The following is a 19,009-nucleotide window of genomic DNA, read 5'->3' as shown; positions in this document are numbered from 1 at the left end:
CTTCTAACAGTAAATAAAAACGGGGTGTATTGTTGAAAAAGAGAAAACCTATTTTTTCAATAATTTCATTACTTCTTTCGATTATTTCAATTTTTAACTTCTATTTACTCATTCCGTTCCCCTTTGACCCACCTGATATTCTGCTTGGAAACTTTCCAGCCTTAACTGCCTTAATTGGAACAGCTTTAAGCATTTTTGCTCTTATATATAAAGAGCCTTTCTACCTTTCTTTAATTGGGTTAATTATAAATGGCTTATCTTTATTAAATTTTATCCTTATCATCATTTTTATGTTCTTGTCCTTTGTTGTCGGGATTTAAAAGAAGTAAAGCATAAATGGTGATATTTGGTCACTATAATCCTTTAGTGGTCTCTCATACTAGAAAGGAACGTTATGTTAAATGTAAAGGGGAGTTTTGATGTTTTATCATGTAAAGGAATTGCAATATACCGCAAAACCTAGCAAGCCAGATCCCGTATATGCGAAGAAATTACAAGAAGTACTTGGCGGTCAATTTGGTGAGATATCTGTCATGATGCAATATCTATTCCAGGGATGGAACTGTCGTGCTGAAGGAAAATATCGTGATATGATTTTAGATATAGGAACTGAAGAAATTGGTCATGTTGAAATGCTTGCTACAATGATTGCACAGCTACTGGATGGAGCACCTGTCCAAGACCAGGAGGAGGCAGCGAAAGATCCTGTAATTGAAGCTGTTTTGGGTGGAATGAATCCTCAGCATGCAATTGTAAATGGTCTTGGTGCTCAACCGAATGACAGTGTAGGTTATCCCTGGACAGCCCGTTACTCAATTGCAAGTGGAAATCTATTAGCAGACTTTCGAGCAAATTTAAATGCAGAATCTCAAGGGAGACTGCAAGTTTGCCGACTATATGAAATGACAACAGATCCTGGTGTTAGAGATATGCTTTCATTCCTAATTGCACGTGATACCATGCATCAAAATCAATGGATGGCAGCGATTGAGGAAATTGAGCAAACACAAGGTTCTATTGTTCCAAGTAATTTTAATCAAGAGTTTGAAAAACAAGATGTATCTTATTCATTTATGAATTTCTCAGAAGGTGAAGATAGTAGCGCAGGCAGCTGGGCAAATGGACCGACTTTAGATGGACAAGCGAACTTCGAATATGTCCAAAATCCTGAACCAATGGGGCAAAAGCCATCTCTTCAGCCAGGTCCTGCCTCTTTGCATGGAACAGCTCCAGAAGAGTTAAGAATAAGACAGGGGTTAGGAAAAATGGAACCACTAAAATAACTTGCGAAGAAACACTATATTATGTGGACAGCCTGATAAATTTGGCTGTTCACTACAATGAGAAAGGAGTATTGGAAGATGGAAAAAGAAAAGAAAATAGAAAATGTAAGTTTAAATGGGAACAGAAAAGAAGAGCACTTAGAAATTAGTTCAACTGGCTATGGATTGGAATCTGTTACTACCTCCACAGAAGCTCTAGTGCAGGGTACAGAAAGGGAGTTTAATCAGCAATAGAAAAAAAGAAGTGGTTGCTCCACCTATTTAGACGGGGAGCAAATTTCTTATGTAAGTCAAACCAGGTAGAGTATTATCGAAATGCCTTCATATCCTCAAGTAAACCTGTAAAGTTAACATCTTCTTCAACTACCAACTTTAACTCTGTTTTAAAAGGTAGAGTATACAAAGAAAGGATAGAAGTTGCGTCATACTTTCGATCCTCACTATGAATCCATATATCGAAAGGATATTTTGACGCAATTTGGTTTAATTTTGGTACTTGTTCTTTATCAGATAATGTAAAATGAATGACCACGCAATCAACCTCCCTCTTTTAGAATTATAGTTTAATAATTCAAAATTGCAAGAAAAAATAACATAACAATTTCTTACTCTCAATTATTGAGATTGGAGTTTAGGGGGGATATTTCATTGAAATTCAACTAGATGTTGACTATAATCGACATTAAGATACATAATTCAGCATACATTTTGGTATAAGACATAATGGTCAAAAATGCAACACACAGACGTGAACGCATTTACGGTCACTTATAATAGAATATAGAAGGGGACAGGGGAAAGAAGGATGCGTTTAGTAAAATTAGATCATTGTCAATCAGGTATCAAATTAGGTAGATCCATCTACAGTGAAAAAGGAAAAATTCTTCTAACAAAAGGCACAGAGCTTACAAGTAGTTTTATAAAAAGATTGAAAAACTTAGGTATTTCCACGGTATACATAGAAGATCTAGCTTCAGAAGGTATTGACATTGTTGAGTCAATACCGGAAGAGCTTTTAATTGAAGCCACAAATGTCATTACAGAAGGGCTAGAATCAATTGCTCGGTTGAATGGAACTAAGCCTACATTTCACGCAATGATCGAAACAGAAAAAACAGTCAAAACCTTTCAAAAGATCTTTAAAGATATTATGACAAGCTTAACAGAAAATCCAAGTGTTCTTAATTTACTCGCTACAACAAAAATTCATGAAAGCCATGTTTACACACATAGCTTACATGTTACGATCTATTCTTGTCAGCTTGCCATTAAAAATAGTATGTCAACTAAGGAAATTGAAGAAATTGGTTTAGGTGCCTTATTACATGACTTAGGAAAGATTTTTGTTGCACCTGAAATATTAAATAAACCAGGAAAACTGACTGTGGAAGAATTTCAGCAAATGAAAGCACATTCTCAATTAGGGTTTGATATCCTTCGAAAAGTACATGAAATTCCATTGGTTGTGGCACATTGTGCTCTTCAGCATCATGAGCGAATTGATGGAAAAGGGTACCCAAGAGGGATCAAAGGAGACAAAATTCATCCATATGCGAAAATTTTAAGTGTAGCGGATGTTTTTGATGCTGTTACTAGTCATCGAGTCTATCGACCGGCAATGCTGCCTCATCAAGGAATGGAATTACTTTATTCAGGAAGTGGAACTCAATTTGATACAAAGCAGTTGAAGCTGTTTAAAAATTGTATTGCCATTTATCCACAAGGGCTAACAGTTAAATTAAATGATGGAAGATTAGGTATAGTCACCAAGTACAACTTTCACTCAGTAGGAAGACCAACTATTCGAATTATTAAAAATGAAGAGGGGCAAGAGGTTTCGCCTTATGAGGTGGATTTATCTGAAATAGGAAATTTAACTCTGGAAATTGTTGAGGCGGATGCGCTGTTATGATGAAATGACTTGTCAAGCTACTCTAAAAGTGCGCTTATAAGTCATTTTTGTATTTTCCAATATTTTCAAAATAGGGATAATGTTTTTCAATAAAGTAAAGGATAGAAGGGAGATTATAAAGTAGAACGGAGATATCTTTATGGTTTATTGCCTTTTTAATCCTAATAGTTATATTATCTATAAAAAGATCTTCTTTGTTACTCTATTTAGGAAGGAGTACTAAGTTGATTTTATTACTTCTTTCGGTCTTAATTTTTAATTTTCTAGCTTATATAACAAATAAGAAATTAACAAAAAATCAAATAGTCCATATTTGGGTTTTTACAATAGCTTTTCAGCTAATATTTGATATTTTTGTTGACCTGAAATATCACGGCTACTGGTACATAACGCCAGAAGTAGATTGGGAGGCATTTCCTGCCTATACTGTTTTAATTCCTCCTGTTAATATTATGTTTCTAAATTGGTTTCCATATAACCAAAGCTTATTTAGAATTGTACGTTATATTTTTATATGGGAATTATTTTTATTATTTTATGAATGGTTAGCTAGTTTTCCCTCTCCATGGGGATATTTTGAATATGGTTGGTGGAATTTAGGGATTTCTGCCTTTGTGAATCCCATTTTGTTACTTATTTTGGTTGGATATTATAAATGGATTCTAATAATCGAAAAAGAATGACTAGTTTCCTTAGACATTCTTTTTCGATTATGTTTACTTTTCGTTGTTTTTGGGTATGATGCAACCTTCATCAGAACATACATCTTGGTCAGATGTTGTTAGATCTTCAAATATTGGTTTTTGATGTTCCTCTTCCCATACCTTTTGAAGTGCATTTGCAAATGTTTCACTAGACTGTGCACCTGAGATAGCATATTTTTGGTTGATTAGAAAGAAAGGCACCCCTTTTATTCCATATTGCTGTGCTAATCTTTGGTCAGTTCGTACATCTTGCTCGAATTCTATTTCGTTTGATAAAATCTCTAGAGCTTTTTTTCTCTCGATTCCAGAATCCTCCGCAATAGCAATCAATGTGTCTATATCACCAACATTTTTCGATTTTGTAAAATAGGCTGATAATAGATTTTCCGTAAGTTCTTTGTCTTTTCCAATTATCTTGGCATATTTCGCTAAGCGATGAGCATTGAACGTATTCGTCGGTTTCATTTGTCCAAATTCAAAATCTAATCCTAGCTCAGCAGCTTGTTGTATAAGTCCTTTATTCATTTGCTTCATTTGTTCAACCGTTGAACCGTATTTTGCAGCTAAAGATTCATATATCCCTTGCTCTGAATGTGTCGGTGCATGAGGATCTAATTCAAAACTTTTATATTCAACTTCTACTTGATCCTTATGAGGAAATTGTTCCAGTGCCAGTTCCAATCTACGTTTTCCTATATAACAAAATGGACATACAAAATCAGACCAAATTTCAATTTTCATCTAATTCACCTCTATGATTTAATGAAGCTATTTTAGCAATAGGAACATTACCGTTGCAAATAGTTTAACCTGATCAATTACATAGCACCTTCTATATACATATAATCGACATTCATACCGCGAAAAAAGTCAGCTTATGCGCTTACCCAGGAAATGTTTTATGAATTATCAAACATTTTCTAGTAGGATAGAGCTCTTTATTATTCATACGTGAGCACTAATTAAACAAATGTTTATTTAATTGATATAGAATGTTTTTTGCTAAAGTTACTGTAAGTAAACTATTTAGGTTGATTGAAGCGGAAGGTGCGAGACTCCTGGAGCTGCAATCAACCATCCCTATACTAATTACTGTATATTACTGTAAAAAAATAAAATGATTAAAATAATAATATTCCGCAAATTACCCTTGAAGTTCGTTCAAAATATGATATGATATAAGTAATTAAAAAGGCTATGTGTAACTGGCGAAACACGGATTACCGTGAGGGAGCACATAGTGTCGAAGCCGTTCGCCTGGGCAAAGGTAAGGGAGTTTAATCCCTTACCTTTTTCTGTTTAATAAAGGTAGGATGTTTATGTCGAACTATGATATAATTCCATTATCTTATTAAAATGAAAATATTCATAAAATTTTAAAAACACCCGAAAAGAGGAGATTTCAATGAGTACAACAACATTAGAAAAAGTAAAAACAATTAAAACACTAAATAATATTGCAGAAGTTGGTTTAAATGTTTTTAGCAAAGGCAACTACGCAATTGATAATGATAGTGATAATCCTGATGCCATTGTTTTACGAAGCTTCAACATGCACTCAATGGAATTTGAGAACAACTTAAAAGCTATTGCACGCGCAGGTGCTGGTGTAAATAACATTCCTGTTGAAAAATGCACAGAGCAAGGAATCGTTGTATTCAATACACCTGGTGCAAATGCAAATGCGGTTAAAGAAATGGTTTTAACAACACTTATGGCTTCTTCTCGTAATTTATTTGCTGGTGTTGAATGGACGAAATCACTTGAAGGTGAAGGAGATCAAATTCCGAAGCTGGTAGAGGCAGGTAAGAAACAATTCGTTGGTAAAGAGATTAAAGGGAAAACTCTAGGGGTTATCGGGTTAGGTGCAATCGGTGCACTTGTAGCGAACGATGCACTTGGATTAGATATGGACGTAATTGGTTTTGACCCATTCATTTCAGTTGATACAGCTTGGAATTTATCTCGTAAAGTACAGCGTGCAATGAGCCTGGAGCAATTATTTGCAAACTCTGATTACATTACAGTTCACGTTCCATTAACTCCAGATACAAAAGGAATGTTCAATGAAGAAACATTTGCGATTATGAAGACAGGTGTTCACATCTTAAACTTCTCTCGTGGTGAGTTAGTAAATGAAGAGAACATGAAAGTAGCACTTGAAAATGGTAAAGTAGGCAAATATGTAACAGATTTCCCTAATGAAAATGTAATAAAAATGAAAAACGTTGTTCCAATTCCACATTTAGGTGCATCTACAAAAGAATCTGAAGAAAATTGTGCAATTATGGCTGCTCGTCAAGTAAAGGACTTTTTAGAGACTGGTAATATTAAAAACTCTGTAAACTTCCCGAATGCTTCACTACCATTCACTGGTAAGCGCCGTGTAGCGTCATTCCATAAAAATGTTCCAAACATGGTTGGTCAAATCACACAAGCGATTTCAAGTTATAACTTAAATATCGCAGACATGGTGAATAGAAGCCGTGGTGAGTATGCATACACAATGATCGACATTGATAACGAAGTTAACGGTGACATCATTCCTCAACTAGAAGCTCAAATCACAAAAATTGAAGGAATTGTGACAACTCGTTTAATTTAATAGTAAAAGAAGGCTGCTGTTCAAGGTAACAGCAGCCTTTTCGTATTTTTAAAGGTGAATTGAATCTAAATCGAAGTGAATCATAAGCATAAAAGTTTTTTTCTGGAGTTGGAATTGTTACTATAGAATCGTAACTTAATGAAGAAAGGAAAGTAGTAATGTCAAATATACAAATTCCTGTTTCAGTGTTAAATTTAGTGCCTATTCGTGAAGGTGAGGACAGCAAAGCAGCAATCGATTCAATGGTTGAGTTAGCTCAAGCTACAGAAGCAATGGGTTATTCTCGTTATTGGATTGCTGAGCATCATAACACGTCAACTTTAGTAAGCTCAGCCACTTCTATCTTAATGAAACATACGTTAGAACATACAAATAAAATCCGTGTTGGATCCGGTGGAATCATGCTGCCAAATCATTCACCTCTAGTTGTGGCCGAACAATTTGGAACGATGGCTACCATTTATCCTAATCGCCTAGACCTCGGCCTTGGACGTGCACCAGGTACAGATATGATGACAGCAAGTGCCCTTAGACGATCACAAAATGACTCAGTTTACACATTTCCAGATGATGTAAATGCTTTGCTTACGTATTTTGGTCCATTAGAAGAACAAGAATATGTGAAGGCATTTCCAGGAGTAGAAACTAATATACCTATATATATATTAGGTTCATCTACAGACTCTGCTTATTTAGCAGCAAAATTAGGGTTACCTTATGTGTTTGCTTCACACTTTGCACCAAGATACATGGAAGAGGCAATCTCCATTTACCGTAGTCGCTTCCAGCCATCTGAATACTTAGATAAACCATATATGATGGTTTGCTTGAATGTAATTGCAGCAGAAAGCGACGAAGAAGCAAGAAGAGAACAAACAACGATGCAGCAATTTTTCCTGAATGTTGTAAGAGGTACACAAAGTCCTTTACGTCCGCCAGTAGATAGCATGGATACTATTTGGCAGCCACATGAAAGAGAAATGTCGATGGCAATGTCAAGTGTTACTCTATTAGGATCAAAAAACTCGATTAAAGATCAATTGACAAGCTTTCAAGAAAAATACAATGTTGATGAAATTATGGCAGTATCTTATATTTTTGATCAAGAAAAACAAAAGAGATCATATGAAATATTAAAAGAAGTTGTTGATGGAAAATAATAGATAAAAACCCCCCTTAAATGTTAACAAAACGAGCATTTAAGGGGTGTTTTTTTATTTTTTAAAACTTAATAAATTGTTTTTTCAAATGGATGGAATGTACATACAGCATAGTACCGTAAAAAGTGGGGAAAATAGGGAAAAAAATAGTATGAGGTGAACATAATGGAGCTGCTCCTCAAGATTTTTGTTATTTACCTTTTAACGATTATGATCATGAGGTTAATGGGGAAATCCACCATCATTCAAATGACACCATATGATTTAGTTGCAATCATAATTGTGGGTACAGTTGCATCAGAACCCCTCATTAGCACAGAGTTTCTTCCTACTGTTTATGCTCTAGGAATTCTTGTCATCATCCATATATTGTTCTCGAAGCTTACATTATGGCAATGGGGAAACCGATTTTTTTTGGGAGAACCTACAATTTTAATTAAGCATGGAGAATTTGTTGAAGATAATATCGAAAAATCAAGGCTCTCCATTGCACAAATATTATCTATTTTAAGAAGTCAGGGTTTTCCAAAGGTATCTGATATTGACTATGCAATTTTAGAGCCAATTGGAGAAATTAGTGTCATAGCAAAACCTGAAAATACACCGGTAACTGTCCAGCATCTGCAAATTCAAATCAAAGATGAAGGGCTACCTATTTCGGTTATTATTGATAGAAGAATTCAAGTGCGTAATTTGAAATTATTAGGCAAAAACAAGGAATGGCTCAAAGATAAATTAAAAGAACAAAACCTCACGGAAAAAGATATCTTTTACGCCTATGTGAATGAAAAAACAAAAAGCTTAATTATTAAGAAAAGGATCAGTAATGTGTGACGTGAAAAATTCTTAAATATAAATTATTATCATATAGTCTATACATAAAATAATAATATTGAAAGGCGTGAAAACTAGATTTAGGTTTTCATGCTTTTTTATTTCAGCTTAAAGTACTTTATAGATACGAACTCCAAAAACAACCGGGGAACTTAATGATTCATTTCCTGAAGTAACCAGATATGCGATCATGAAACATTTGAGTATTTTAGAGGAAGGGAATTTGATTGTTACAAGACGGAGTGGGAAATTCAAGCTTAATTATTTAAATGCGGTTCCCCTTCAGGAAATGTATAACCGATGGGTCGAAAAGGAACATTATTAAAAAATTATGTAGAAAATAAAAAATAGGATGTAAGCTGGAGGAACTAAAGATGGTAGACGTACGAACAGACATAGAAATTAATCAACCGATTTCCATCGTTTCAGATTATGCAACAAATCCGGATCATGCTCCTGAATGGTATGTGAATATTCATTCTGCTGAGTGGAAAACTCCAAAACCCCTTACAATAGGTAGTCAAATTGCATTTAAAGCTAATTTTCTAGGACGGGACTTAGCATATGTATACGAAATTGAAGAGTATGAACCAGGAAAAAAATTAGTCATGAAAACTACAAACGGGCCATTTCCGATGGAAACAATTTATACCTGGGAGGAAATAGATTCGGGGCGGACACGTATGACATTACGGAATAAAGGAATTCCATCCGGCTTTTCAAAACTCTTTACACCAGTTATGGCAACGATGATGAAAAAAGCGAATAAAAAAGACTTAGAGAAAATAAAGCTTATACTCGAAACAAAATAACTAATAGGGACATCCACTAGTTTTAAGGGTGTTCCTATGAGTTGTTTTACTTCAAAGTATGAAATAAAAAGATTAGAATAGATTAAGTATACAAAATAGTTAAAAATACCTAATTGTTATACATACTATTTATCAGCAAAGGAGTAAAACAGATATGGAAATAGGGATTAGTACATTTGTTGAAACAACACCAGACGTAAAAACTGGTGAAGTGATTAGCCATGCTCAGCGAATTCGGGAAGTAGTAGAGGAAATCATTTTAGCTGATCAAGTAGGATTGGATGTATTTGGAGTTGGCGAGCACCATCGGGAGGATTACGCTGCTTCTAATCCAGCAATCATTCTAGCGGCGGCTGCACCTCAAACGAAAAACATTCGATTAACAAGTGCTGTAACAGTTCTTTCGTCAGCTGATCCAGTCCGAGTGTTTCAGGATTTTGCGACACTTGATGGGATATCGAATGGACGAGCAGAAATTATGGCAGGCAGAGGTTCCTTTATTGAATCTTTCCCATTATTTGGTTACGATTTGCAAGATTATGATGAATTATTTGAAGAAAAACTTGAATTGTTACTAAATATAAGAGATTCTGAGAAAGTAACATGGAGAGGCGGTCACAGGCCGGCGATTCAAAACAGAGGGGTGTATCCAAGACCTGTTCAAGATCCGCTTCCCGTGTGGATAGGCAGCGGGGGTAACTCTGAATCAGTTGTCCGTGCGGGTATTCTTGGACTACCATTAGTGTTAGCTATTATCGGTGGAAGTCCAATTCAATTTGAACCATTGGTCCAACTATATAAAAAAGCAGTCGCACATGGAGGACATAATATCTCAAAACTAACAATTGCCTCTCATTCTCACGGCTTTATTGCTGAAACGACTGAAAAGGCAGCAGATAAATTTTTCCCTTCCACACAACAAGCGATGAATAAACTTGGAAAGGAACGTGGATGGGGACCTTATACCAGAGCAAGCTTTGATGCTGCACGCAGTTCAAATGGAGCTCTGTATGTAGGGGATCCAAATACCGTTGCGGAGAAAATTATTCACCTTCGCAAAAATGTTGGAATTACAAGATTTTTGCTTCATGTACCTGTAGGGACAATGCCTCATGATGATGTGATGAGAGCAATTGAATTATTAGGAAAAGAAGTTGCACCGAAAGTTCGTGAGGAAATTGCTGAATGGGAAGCTCAAGGTGGAGTGAAATAAAAGGACATACAGAAATAATGAAAAAAGCACTTTGTAACTCGAGTGCTTTTTTTTCTGTTAAATTTTAAAAAGGAACCTATTGGCTCTTTTATCAGTGTTTTACTTTTTAGCCCCTTTGTTCTTTTGTTTTGCTCCCTCATTTTTAAACGCTGATTCTGTTTCATGATCATTTCTTTGTTGCTCAAGACTTGAATTTTGGAGACCTTTTTTCATTATCTGTTCACCGCCTTTTAAATGGTATGTTTGTCCTCATTATTATGATAATTATTAAGAAGAATATACCGGACTGATCAATTTTTATTCTATATACTATCGATGGTAAATAAAAAGGTATTGAAAGTTGGTTATTTTTTATTGAATTACAATAAAAAATATATTAAGCTATTATTATGAAGAGAGGAGATGTGAAAAATGATTTCACTATTATTTTTTGGTTTAATTGGACTTGTGATAATGATTATATATAAGAATCGGATAGGAGAACATTTAGCGAAAAATAATTCACTGGTTAATCAACTTGGACAACGACATTGGTTTCAAAATCAATGGTTAGCAGGGTTAAGTTTATTTGGATTAAATGCTGTTTTATTTTTCCTAACCGGAGGAGTATTGTATGGACTCATGTTTCTTTTAATTCCATACATCCACTTAGTCATCATGATTTTAGCGGTAATCGTTAGTATCTATCTTTGGGTTGTAATCAACAAAGCATGGGAAGGATCAAAAGTAAACCGATTGAAACTTGGAGCTGTTGGCAGTAGTTTTTACCTCATATTAACAATCGTTTCTATCTTTATGATGATAACATTAGAACCTCAATATCCTGGTGAAGATACGTTTATGAGATTTATTGGTTTATTCTTTTCTGGATTTGTTACGGCAGTTGCCTTTTTTACTTGTTTTTTTATCACGGGATTTTCAAAGTCTCGAAAAAATTAGGTATTTGGTGAGTGTTCTATTTATTTTCAATTAAATAATGAAAAAATGTGGTAAGTACAAATATTTCCAGGTAAAATGTTTATATGAGCATTCTTTCATATAACGGAGGTGTTTGTATTGTACGACACAATTATAATAGGAGCAGGTCAAGCAGGCCTTGCTGTTGGTTATTATCTTAAGCAGTTTAACAAAAATTTCATTCTTTTAGATAAAGGTCATGAGGTTGGTGAGAGTTGGAAAGAAAGATATGATTCATTAGTGTTATTTACTCCTCGAATGTATAGTGGCTTACCGGGTATGAAATTTCAAGGTGAGTTACATAGTTTACCAACTAAAGGTGAAGTAGTGGATTACTTGGGGGATTATGCTGAGAAGTTCAACATTCCTATTCATTTTCAAACAGAAGTTGAAAGTGTTTCAAAAATGGACGGTCATTTTTTTATTGAGACAAATAAAGGTGAATATGTAGCAAAAAATCTTGTTATTGCAACAGGTCCTTTCCACATACCATCTATTCCACCATTATCAAAGAAATTATCAGGCAGTATCAATCAACTTCACTCATCACATTATAGAAATCCAAAACAATTGGTTGATGGAAATGTTTTAGTCGTTGGTGGTGGAAATAGCGGTGCACAAATTGCTGTTGAAATTTCCAAAGAAAGAGAGACATTTTTAGCTGTTAGTCAAAAATTAAGTTACTTTCCTTTATTCCTATTGGGAAAGAGTATTTTCTGGTGGTTTGATAAGCTAGGAATCTTAAAAGCGACGAATACATCTTTTTTAGGGCAACTCATTCAAAAAAGAGGGGATCCTATCTTTGGATTTGAATTAAAAGATGTGATAAAACAAGGAAATATTAAATTGAAGAAACGTGTAACAGATGGGAATCAACACAAAGTATTTTTTGAGGATTCATCTGAACTGGAAATTCAAAATATCATATGGGCTACAGGTTTTAAAACTGATTTTTCCTGGTTGAAAATAGATCATGTTATGAATCATAAAGGACATGTCATACATAACCGTGGTGTAACAAATATAAAAGGGCTATACCTTATCGGTCTCCCATGGCAATATCGTCGTGGTTCTGCATTATTGGAAGGAGTAGGATATGATGCAGAGTACATTGTTGAGAAAATAAATAGTCCCCAAAATTAATCATACCCTACAAAATTGAACTCAAAAAGTCGGGTCGCTTCAATTATTATTTGTTATCTTGTTGGTAAAGGGAGGTCACCTGAATGGATTCGCTGAAAAATATGAATGATGCCATAATGTATATTGAAGATCATCTTACAGATGAAATTGACGTAAAGGAAGTTGCTAGACGGACACTGTGTTCTGAATTTCACTTTAAAAAAATGTTTTCCCTGCTGGCGGGTATTCCTTTATCCGAATACATCCGCAGGAGGCGCTTAACCCTTGCAGCTTTTGAACTTACACATAATCAAATGAAAGTGATCGATGCCGCCGTTACATTTGGTTATTCTTCGGCTGATTCCTTTACAAGAGCATTTCAGCAATTACATGGCATAACACCATCAGAAGCAAAACAGAATGGTCAATCATTAAAAGCTTTCCCGCCAATGACCTTCCAGTTAACCATTAAGGGAGGAAGCGAAATGAATTATCGAATTGAAGAAAAAGCACCATTTACTATTATAGGATTGATGAGGCGAGTTCCCATTGTTTTTCAAGGGGAAAACCCGGACATCACTGCCATGACAAAATCAATCACACCTGAAAAGATTCATCAATTAAAACAACTTTCAAATATTGAACCAAAGGGCATCATCAGTGCTTCAACTAATTTCTCAGAAGAGCGGATGGAGGAAAAGGGTGAACTTGATCATTATATTGGTGTTGCAACTACAAGAGATTGTCCTGAAAACTTTTCTCAACTTGAGGTTCCAGCTTTAACTTGGGCTGTGTTTGAGTCTGTTGGACCATTTCCAAATAAGCTTCAGGAAACATGGGGGCGCATTTATTCAGAATGGTTTCCATCTTCAAGCTATCAACAAGTAGAAGGGCCTGAAATCCTGTGGAATGAAAACAATAACTACTCATCACCAACATTTAGGAGTGAGATATGGATCCCGATTCAAAAAAAATAAAAAAGAAATTACGAGGTTCAAAGTCCATTCTCTCTTCCTATGCATAGGATATTCCTAGAACCTAGGAAAGGAGTTGAGGTAAATGTATTTTGTTCCTTATGTGCATCAGAATCAATATCCATACTATGCTCCAGCACCGGTGCCTAACTATGGAGGGCACTCAATATATTGGCCATACCCTGATGTAACAGAACAATCAAACTCAAATCATTCATATCGATTTTCAAATCCGAGAGTGGCAATTGCAGACTATGGAACGAAACCCTATGTCGTAAACATTAATGAGGCAACAAAGCAAAATAATACATTTCGAACTGCTATATGGACAGGTAAACATCTCCAAGTTACATTAATGAGCATAAACGTCGGCGAGGATATTGGCTTGGAAATCCATCCAAATGAGGATCAGTTTCTCCGGATTGAACAAGGACAAGGAATTGTTCAAATGGGGAAAAGCAAAGAAAATTTAAACTTTGAACGCAATGTCTATGATGATTCAGCAATCATGATTCCAGCTGGAACATGGCACAATTTAACGAATACAGGGAATGTTCCATTAAAGCTTTACTCAATCTATGCCCCTCCGCACCATCCATTTGGGACTGTTCATGCTACAAAAGCCGAGGCGATGGCAGAGGAAAGAAACCGAAGCTATAGAAGACCGTAAAATAGAGCACCTTACGGAATACTCTATCATGATAATTTCTAGCAATGAAGCGATCCTTATTTAAAGGGTCGTTTCGCTGTGTTCGTTAGGAAATTATAAAATTCCTGAACTGTGATAAAGGCGCTTGCGCGTTTGTTCATAGTTCATTCATAAAATAAATTGCTTAACATATATCAATCCTTCATACTAGAAAAATAAAATAATAGAAAAGGGGTGCAGGACTATGGCTGTGGTGAAAAAGAAGCCTACCCAAAAAAGCAAAAAAGACATAAGCTTCATGCAAAAACTCCGCCCGATTTTTTTGATCATTTTTTGCTTATTTATTGTTTATGTTTATTATCTATCTACAATAGATCAATTACTTCCGCAAATAATAAAAATCTTTTCTGCCCTTATATCGTATGCTCAGTCAATTCCTACATCGATTTTGCTGATCATCGGTTATACTCTTATTATTTTTTATGTGGGTTTTATAGTAGGGAAAAAAGCTTAAATCATAAATGGGAGATTTACATATGTTGTTGGTTTTATTATTAATGATAGGTTTAGTTGGAGGTATGCTTGGGAGCCTTGTAGGATTAGGGGGAGGTATCATTATTGTGCCTGCTCTGTTATTTATTGGTACATATACGAACCTATTGCCTTCCATTACACCACAATTTGCTGTGGGGACCTCGATGTTCATATTAATTGTGACAGGTTTATCCTCTACAATTGCGTATATGAAGCAAAAAACAGTTTACTTTAAAGCAGGCATTATCTTTTTTATCGGAAGTGGACCGGGAGCTTTAGTTGGAGCTCTTGTAAATAAAGAGATTGAACTGAATCAATTTTATATATGCTTTGGTATATTTGTTATTTTCATTTCCATCCTCCTAAGTGTTCAAAAGTACATAAAGCCTAAAACGAATCAAGTAGGCTCTGTTCATATCTTTGAAGATAAACAAGGGATAAAACATACATTATACTTTCAACCTGTTTTAGCAGTTGTGATTGCATTTATTGTTGGGGTTTTGTCTGGTTTATTTGGGATTGGTGGAGGTTCTTTAATGGTCCCGACGATGCTTCTATTATTCCGATTTCCTGCTTCAATAGCGGTAGCAACATCAATGTTTATGGTGTTTTTGTCATCGATTATTGGCTCAATTACACATATTCAACTCGGCAATGTTGACTGGTTATGGATCTTGGGATTAGCACCTGGAGCATGGATTGGCGCAAAACTTGGTGCTTATATTAATGGTCGTTTAAAAGATGGGACAGTTGTTGTAATACTAAGACTTGTGTTAGTAGTGGTTGGAATACGGTTAGTTTTTCAAGGTTTATAACGATCAATTAATGGGAATTAAATCCTTTATGTATAAACATGAAGGATTTTTTTGTTGTCGAATTGATCAATCATTGTAGATAAATTCAAAAAAGAACGGAAAGACTACTTAGTAATCAATTCTATCAAAATGATGTATGACTTATGGAGGTCGGAAAATGGATCATTCAACTTTTGTCTTATTTGGTGCTACAGGAGATTTAGCAAAAAGAAAAATCATCCCGGCCTTATTTGAGTTGTTTCTTCACCAAAAGCTGCCAGCCTCATTTTCAATCATAGGTTCAAGTATTACGGAATACACGGATGAGGAATTTCACAATTATGTACAACAATCTATTGAAACATACTCAGATCATTCAGCAAGTGACCCAAAAATGAGTGGTTTTTTACAACTTATTCGATATTGTAAGGTCGATGTGACACAAGGTTCAGAATTTGAAAGATTATTATCATTAATAAAAGCTCGTGAAATTGAGTTACATATCCCAGGAAACAGATTGTTTTATCTTTCGGTAGCTCCACAGTTTTTTGAGATCATTGTTTTAAAGCTGCAAGAGTCTAATTTAGTTCAAACAAAAGGCTGGAAGCGTCTCCTCATTGAGAAACCATTTGGGCATGATGTCACGTCAGCACGTGAATTGAATGAAAAACTTTCTAGTGTTTTTGATGAAGAAGAAATTTACAGAATTGATCATTATTTAGGCAAGCCAATGGTTCAGAACCTGGAAACATTGGAATTTGCAAATCCTGTCCTTCAAAGTTTATGGAACAATGAACATATCGCGAATGTCCAAATTACTGCAAGTGAAACAGTAGGAGTTGAGAAGCGGGCTTCCTATTATGACAAGGCAGGGGCGATTCGTGATATGGTTCAAAACCATATGATGCAGTTGCTGATGATGGTTAGTATGCATTTTCCTAAAAGCTTTTCTGCAAATACGGTACAACAAGAAAAGAGAAAGATAATGGAAGCTGTTCGTCCATTGAAAAAGGAAGACGTTTCTAAAGACGTTGTTAGAGGTCAATATGGTTCTGGAGAAATAAATAGTCAGCAAGTAATTGGATATAAGGATGAACCAAATATTGATCCATCTTCTATGACTGATACATTCATCGCTGCACGCCTTTGGATTGATGATCCGTTATGGAAGGGTGTCCCATTTTATATTCGAACAGGAAAGCGAATGAGAGAAAAATCCACTCGGATTGTGATTGAATTTAAAAATCTATTACCGAAATACGATGGAAAAACGGAGCCAAATCTATTGGAAATCGGAATTAACCCTGATACAGAAGTGTCATTCCAACTAAATAGTCGTAACCCTTTGAAAGAAGGGAAGATTGAACCGATCCATGTTGACTTTACACCTGAACAGAGTGACATTCCCGAGGCTTATGAAATTATATTGGTAGATGCATTAGAGGGTGATGCTACTTATTTTGCTCACTGGAAGGAAGTAGAATTATCTTGGCAACTTGTTCAACCAATTCTTGATGCATTTAAGGAAAATCTTGTCCCGCTTCATGAGTATCCATCTGGATCATATGGTCCAACTGCTGCACACAAACTACTTGAAGAAGATGGATTTGCATGGTGGTCAATTGACAACACAATTGAAAATGATATTCAAACTGAAAATAGATCTCAAAAGCTGAACAACAACAAGTAACCGTTGAGTCGGACTAATTAAAGGAGTGGTAGTAATGAAAGTAGGCTTAATTGGATTAGGTAAAATGGGGTTAAATATTAGTAAAAATCTCATCGATCACCAACATGAAGTGGTTGCGTTTGATATTAATGAAAAAACAGTAGATGAGATAAAACAATATGGTGCTCGAGGAACCTCGGATTTAAAGGAACTGGTACAGTCTCTTGAAAGTCCAAGAATTGTGTGGATCATGGTGCCACATAAAGTCGTTGATCAAGTGATACAGGATGTTAAGCCACTGCTATCTAGTGGTGATATCGTCATTGAAGCAGGTAATTCTCATTATAGTGAGTCAATGCGAAGATATGATGAGTTTAAGGAAGTGGGGGTAAGCTACCTTGATGTTGGAACATCAGGCGGGATGGAAGGTGCTCGCAATGGCGCAAATTATATGATTGGAGGCGACCAGGAGGCATGGGAGGTCGTTGAACCAATCTTCCGGGACACGGCAGTTGAAAAAGGCTATTTATATACAGGGAAATCAGGAAGTGGCCACTTCTTAAAAATGGTTCATAATGGGATTGAGTATGGAATGATGGCAGCTATCGGAGAAGGATTCGAGGTTCTAGAAAAAAGCCAATTCGATTATGATTATGAACGAGTAGCAAGAGTTTGGAGTAATGGTTCTGTCATTCGGTCATGGTTAATGGAACTTACAGAGAATGCATTTGCCAAAGATGCCAAACTACATGATATTAAGGGAATTATGCACTCATCTGGTGAAGGGAAATGGACGGTTGAAGAAGCGTTAGATCTCCAAGCAGCAACTCCTGTTATTGCACTTTCATTAATGATGAGATACCGATCGCTGGAAACAGATACCTTTACAGGTAAAGTTGTTGCTGCATTGCGAAATGAGTTCGGTGGACATGCGGTGGAAAAGAAATAAAGTAGTCGCTATGCCAAGGCATTTCTGCCAATTCAATTGGCATGTAAAAAAGCGTCCATCTGTCCCATGATCATCCTGGTCAGATAGACGCTTTTTATGTTTTACTTGATTTACTTTTTCATGTTTTGTTTTCGTCACTCTAGTGTTCATATCGGCTAATGCATATGTTCCTCGATTTAATACTGGATCTCTTTTACCTTCCCGCAATAATTTTTCTCTTTGCTTTTTTGCTTTTGATTTTGTCATCTGCTTCACTCCAATTTATAAAATTAATGTTCTCATTTCTATTATATTTTATACGAATATGTTTTGGTTAAACTAAAAGAAAGCTTATGTAAAAAAACTTTACCTCTCTAATGAGAAATAAAGTCTTATTCTCTGTAAGGTCATTTTTGAGAAGTGTCAGGCATAATCCAAACAACTTCACATAAGCGAACAAAAAAAGTAGATTCACGTTCTTGAAGAACAACATGATCTGGTTTTACATCCATAACAAGTCCAGCTACTCTTCCTCTTGTTGTTTCAAGTACTGCCCGCTTTCCAACTAATGTACTTGTTGCAGCATACACGTATGGTTCTACTACCATCACTTGCTTGGGCTGCATCATATTTTCCATGTGCATAGGCTGCTGCATCATATTCATATTGTCCATATGCATTGGCTGAGTCATAGTGTGATACATGTTATTCATTTATTATTACCTCCATCATCTGTTTTTCCCACAATCACAACATATTCAATGGTTTGGGTATTGCTATGGGTATTCACCCAATTCCAAAAATTCTATTAAGGATAAATATACTGTTACTTAATAGTTTATAAACTAGAAAATTTTAC

General features: G+C 35.5%; 22 protein-coding genes and 1 riboswitch. Of the genes, 18 read left to right on the top strand and 4 right to left on the bottom strand.

The features are described 5' to 3' along the window. Positions 1–32 precede the first annotated feature (32 nt). The 3 genes from HWV59_RS15920 to HWV59_RS15910 all read left to right on the top strand — a co-directional run bounded on the left by HWV59_RS15920 (position 33) and on the right by HWV59_RS15910 (position 1,517). Complete coding sequence (locus HWV59_RS15920) at positions 33–320, top strand: hypothetical protein (RefSeq protein WP_102228869.1); 288 nt, start codon at positions 33–35, stop codon at positions 318–320. 99 nt (positions 321–419) lie between these two features. Beyond that, positions 420–1,283, top strand: a complete 864-nt coding sequence (locus HWV59_RS15915) for a manganese catalase family protein (RefSeq protein ID WP_175639458.1) — start codon at positions 420–422, stop codon at positions 1,281–1,283. Between the two features lie 78 nt (positions 1,284–1,361). Then, positions 1,362–1,517 (top strand): hypothetical protein, encoded by a 156-nt coding sequence (locus tag HWV59_RS15910; protein WP_175639457.1) that lies wholly within the window; start codon positions 1,362–1,364, stop codon positions 1,515–1,517. Between the two features lie 73 nt (positions 1,518–1,590). Here the strand turns inward: HWV59_RS15910 and HWV59_RS15905 are convergent, their stop codons facing one another. Further along, positions 1,591–1,815, bottom strand: a complete 225-nt coding sequence (locus HWV59_RS15905; RefSeq protein WP_102228867.1) for an HPr family phosphocarrier protein — start codon at positions 1,813–1,815, stop codon at positions 1,591–1,593. Between the two features lie 273 nt (positions 1,816–2,088). Between HWV59_RS15905 and HWV59_RS15900 the strand changes: the two genes are divergently transcribed. Next, a complete protein-coding gene (locus tag HWV59_RS15900; protein ID WP_175639456.1) occupies positions 2,089–3,195 on the top strand; it encodes an HD-GYP domain-containing protein in 1,107 nt (368 codons plus the stop codon). Between the two features lie 224 nt (positions 3,196–3,419). Then, positions 3,420–3,878 carry a hypothetical protein gene (locus HWV59_RS15895; RefSeq protein ID WP_175639455.1) on the top strand — a complete coding sequence of 153 codons (459 nt, stop codon included), beginning with the start codon at positions 3,420–3,422 and terminating at the stop codon, positions 3,876–3,878. Positions 3,879–3,911: 33 nt separating this feature from the next. Here HWV59_RS15895 and HWV59_RS15890 read toward each other — a convergent pair whose 3' ends face one another. After that, a complete protein-coding gene (locus tag HWV59_RS15890; RefSeq protein WP_175639454.1) occupies positions 3,912–4,640 on the bottom strand; it encodes a DsbA family oxidoreductase in 729 nt (242 codons plus the stop codon). Positions 4,641–5,090: 450 nt separating this feature from the next. Next, a riboswitch (ZMP/ZTP riboswitch) is annotated at positions 5,091–5,169 on the top strand. 135 nt (positions 5,170–5,304) lie between these two features. Between HWV59_RS15890 and HWV59_RS15885 the strand changes: the two genes are divergently transcribed. The 5 genes from HWV59_RS15885 (at position 5,305) to HWV59_RS15865 (ending at position 10,523) form a co-directional block, all read left to right on the top strand. Continuing rightward, positions 5,305–6,504: a phosphoglycerate dehydrogenase gene (locus tag HWV59_RS15885; protein ID WP_102228863.1), complete on the top strand. Its 1,200-nt coding sequence runs from the start codon at positions 5,305–5,307 to the stop codon at positions 6,502–6,504. Between the two features lie 158 nt (positions 6,505–6,662). Next, positions 6,663–7,664, top strand: coding sequence for an LLM class flavin-dependent oxidoreductase (locus HWV59_RS15880; protein ID WP_175639453.1), 1,002 nt, complete (start codon positions 6,663–6,665; stop codon positions 7,662–7,664). Positions 7,665–7,829: 165 nt separating this feature from the next. Beyond that, positions 7,830–8,498: a DUF421 domain-containing protein gene (locus tag HWV59_RS15875; RefSeq protein WP_175639452.1), complete on the top strand. Its 669-nt coding sequence runs from the start codon at positions 7,830–7,832 to the stop codon at positions 8,496–8,498. A gap of 374 nt (positions 8,499–8,872) precedes the next feature. Beyond that, the gene (locus HWV59_RS15870; RefSeq protein WP_175639451.1) at positions 8,873–9,310 is read left to right on the top strand and encodes an SRPBCC family protein; all 438 of its coding nucleotides are present in this window, start codon (positions 8,873–8,875) and stop codon (positions 9,308–9,310) included. A 154-nt stretch (positions 9,311–9,464) separates the two neighbouring features. Next, positions 9,465–10,523 carry an LLM class flavin-dependent oxidoreductase gene (locus tag HWV59_RS15865; protein WP_175639450.1) on the top strand — a complete coding sequence of 353 codons (1,059 nt, stop codon included), beginning with the start codon at positions 9,465–9,467 and terminating at the stop codon, positions 10,521–10,523. A 99-nt stretch (positions 10,524–10,622) separates the two neighbouring features. Here HWV59_RS15865 and HWV59_RS15860 read toward each other — a convergent pair whose 3' ends face one another. After that, a complete protein-coding gene (locus HWV59_RS15860) occupies positions 10,623–10,739 on the bottom strand; it encodes a biofilm-forming protein (RefSeq protein WP_102228858.1) in 117 nt (38 codons plus the stop codon). Between the two features lie 195 nt (positions 10,740–10,934). Here HWV59_RS15860 and HWV59_RS15855 point away from each other — a divergent pair, with 195 nt between their 5' ends. The 8 genes from HWV59_RS15855 to gnd all read left to right on the top strand — a co-directional run bounded on the left by HWV59_RS15855 (position 10,935) and on the right by gnd (position 18,171). After that, a complete protein-coding gene (locus tag HWV59_RS15855; RefSeq protein ID WP_102228857.1) occupies positions 10,935–11,462 on the top strand; it encodes a hypothetical protein in 528 nt (175 codons plus the stop codon). A gap of 117 nt (positions 11,463–11,579) precedes the next feature. After that, positions 11,580–12,623: a flavin-containing monooxygenase gene (locus tag HWV59_RS15850; RefSeq protein WP_102228856.1), complete on the top strand. Its 1,044-nt coding sequence runs from the start codon at positions 11,580–11,582 to the stop codon at positions 12,621–12,623. Positions 12,624–12,706: 83 nt separating this feature from the next. Next, entirely contained in the window at positions 12,707–13,579 is an 873-nt protein-coding gene (locus HWV59_RS15845; RefSeq protein WP_175639449.1) for an AraC family transcriptional regulator, read from the top strand. An 82-nt stretch (positions 13,580–13,661) separates the two neighbouring features. Then, positions 13,662–14,246, top strand: a complete 585-nt coding sequence (locus HWV59_RS15840; RefSeq protein WP_102228854.1) for a cupin domain-containing protein — start codon at positions 13,662–13,664, stop codon at positions 14,244–14,246. 223 nt (positions 14,247–14,469) lie between these two features. After that, entirely contained in the window at positions 14,470–14,739 is a 270-nt protein-coding gene (locus HWV59_RS15835; RefSeq protein ID WP_102228853.1) for a hypothetical protein, read from the top strand. A 22-nt stretch (positions 14,740–14,761) separates the two neighbouring features. After that, a complete protein-coding gene (locus tag HWV59_RS15830; RefSeq protein WP_102228852.1) occupies positions 14,762–15,574 on the top strand; it encodes a sulfite exporter TauE/SafE family protein in 813 nt (270 codons plus the stop codon). 157 nt (positions 15,575–15,731) lie between these two features. Continuing rightward, positions 15,732–17,243: a glucose-6-phosphate dehydrogenase gene (gene zwf / locus HWV59_RS15825; protein ID WP_102228851.1), complete on the top strand. Its 1,512-nt coding sequence runs from the start codon at positions 15,732–15,734 to the stop codon at positions 17,241–17,243. Between the two features lie 34 nt (positions 17,244–17,277). Further along, positions 17,278–18,171: a phosphogluconate dehydrogenase (NAD(+)-dependent, decarboxylating) gene (gene gnd, locus HWV59_RS15820; RefSeq protein WP_102228850.1), complete on the top strand. Its 894-nt coding sequence runs from the start codon at positions 17,278–17,280 to the stop codon at positions 18,169–18,171. A 386-nt stretch (positions 18,172–18,557) separates the two neighbouring features. Here the strand turns inward: gnd and HWV59_RS15815 are convergent, their stop codons facing one another. Beyond that, the gene (locus HWV59_RS15815) at positions 18,558–18,863 is read right to left on the bottom strand and encodes a YuzF family protein (protein ID WP_235991756.1); all 306 of its coding nucleotides are present in this window, start codon (positions 18,861–18,863) and stop codon (positions 18,558–18,560) included. Positions 18,864–19,009: the final 146 nt, after the last annotated feature.

This window comes from Metabacillus schmidteae (genome assembly GCF_903166545.1).
Classification (GTDB): domain Bacteria; phylum Bacillota; class Bacilli; order Bacillales; family Bacillaceae; genus Metabacillus; species Metabacillus schmidteae.
This window is presented reverse-complemented; position numbering and strand designations above follow the sequence as displayed.

Coding starts and splice junctions, on each gene's coding strand:
- HWV59_RS15870 (WP_175639451.1), top strand. CDS start 8,873: ATGGTAGACGTACGAACAGACATAGAAATTAATCAACCGATTTCCATC.
- HWV59_RS15830 (WP_102228852.1), top strand. CDS start 14,762: ATGTTGTTGGTTTTATTATTAATGATAGGTTTAGTTGGAGGTATGCTT.
- HWV59_RS15815 (WP_235991756.1), bottom strand. CDS start 18,863: ATGAATAACATGTATCACACTATGACTCAGCCAATGCATATGGACAAT.
- HWV59_RS15910 (WP_175639457.1), top strand. CDS start 1,362: ATGGAAAAAGAAAAGAAAATAGAAAATGTAAGTTTAAATGGGAACAGA.
- HWV59_RS15845 (WP_175639449.1), top strand. CDS start 12,707: ATGGATTCGCTGAAAAATATGAATGATGCCATAATGTATATTGAAGAT.
- HWV59_RS15890 (WP_175639454.1), bottom strand. CDS start 4,640: ATGAAAATTGAAATTTGGTCTGATTTTGTATGTCCATTTTGTTATATA.
- HWV59_RS15835 (WP_102228853.1), top strand. CDS start 14,470: ATGGCTGTGGTGAAAAAGAAGCCTACCCAAAAAAGCAAAAAAGACATA.
- zwf (WP_102228851.1), top strand. CDS start 15,732: ATGGATCATTCAACTTTTGTCTTATTTGGTGCTACAGGAGATTTAGCA.
- gnd (WP_102228850.1), top strand. CDS start 17,278: ATGAAAGTAGGCTTAATTGGATTAGGTAAAATGGGGTTAAATATTAGT.
- HWV59_RS15865 (WP_175639450.1), top strand. CDS start 9,465: ATGGAAATAGGGATTAGTACATTTGTTGAAACAACACCAGACGTAAAA.
- HWV59_RS15880 (WP_175639453.1), top strand. CDS start 6,663: ATGTCAAATATACAAATTCCTGTTTCAGTGTTAAATTTAGTGCCTATT.
- HWV59_RS15900 (WP_175639456.1), top strand. CDS start 2,089: ATGCGTTTAGTAAAATTAGATCATTGTCAATCAGGTATCAAATTAGGT.
- HWV59_RS15915 (WP_175639458.1), top strand. CDS start 420: ATGTTTTATCATGTAAAGGAATTGCAATATACCGCAAAACCTAGCAAG.
- HWV59_RS15840 (WP_102228854.1), top strand. CDS start 13,662: ATGTATTTTGTTCCTTATGTGCATCAGAATCAATATCCATACTATGCT.
- HWV59_RS15855 (WP_102228857.1), top strand. CDS start 10,935: ATGATTTCACTATTATTTTTTGGTTTAATTGGACTTGTGATAATGATT.
- HWV59_RS15875 (WP_175639452.1), top strand. CDS start 7,830: ATGGAGCTGCTCCTCAAGATTTTTGTTATTTACCTTTTAACGATTATG.
- HWV59_RS15885 (WP_102228863.1), top strand. CDS start 5,305: ATGAGTACAACAACATTAGAAAAAGTAAAAACAATTAAAACACTAAAT.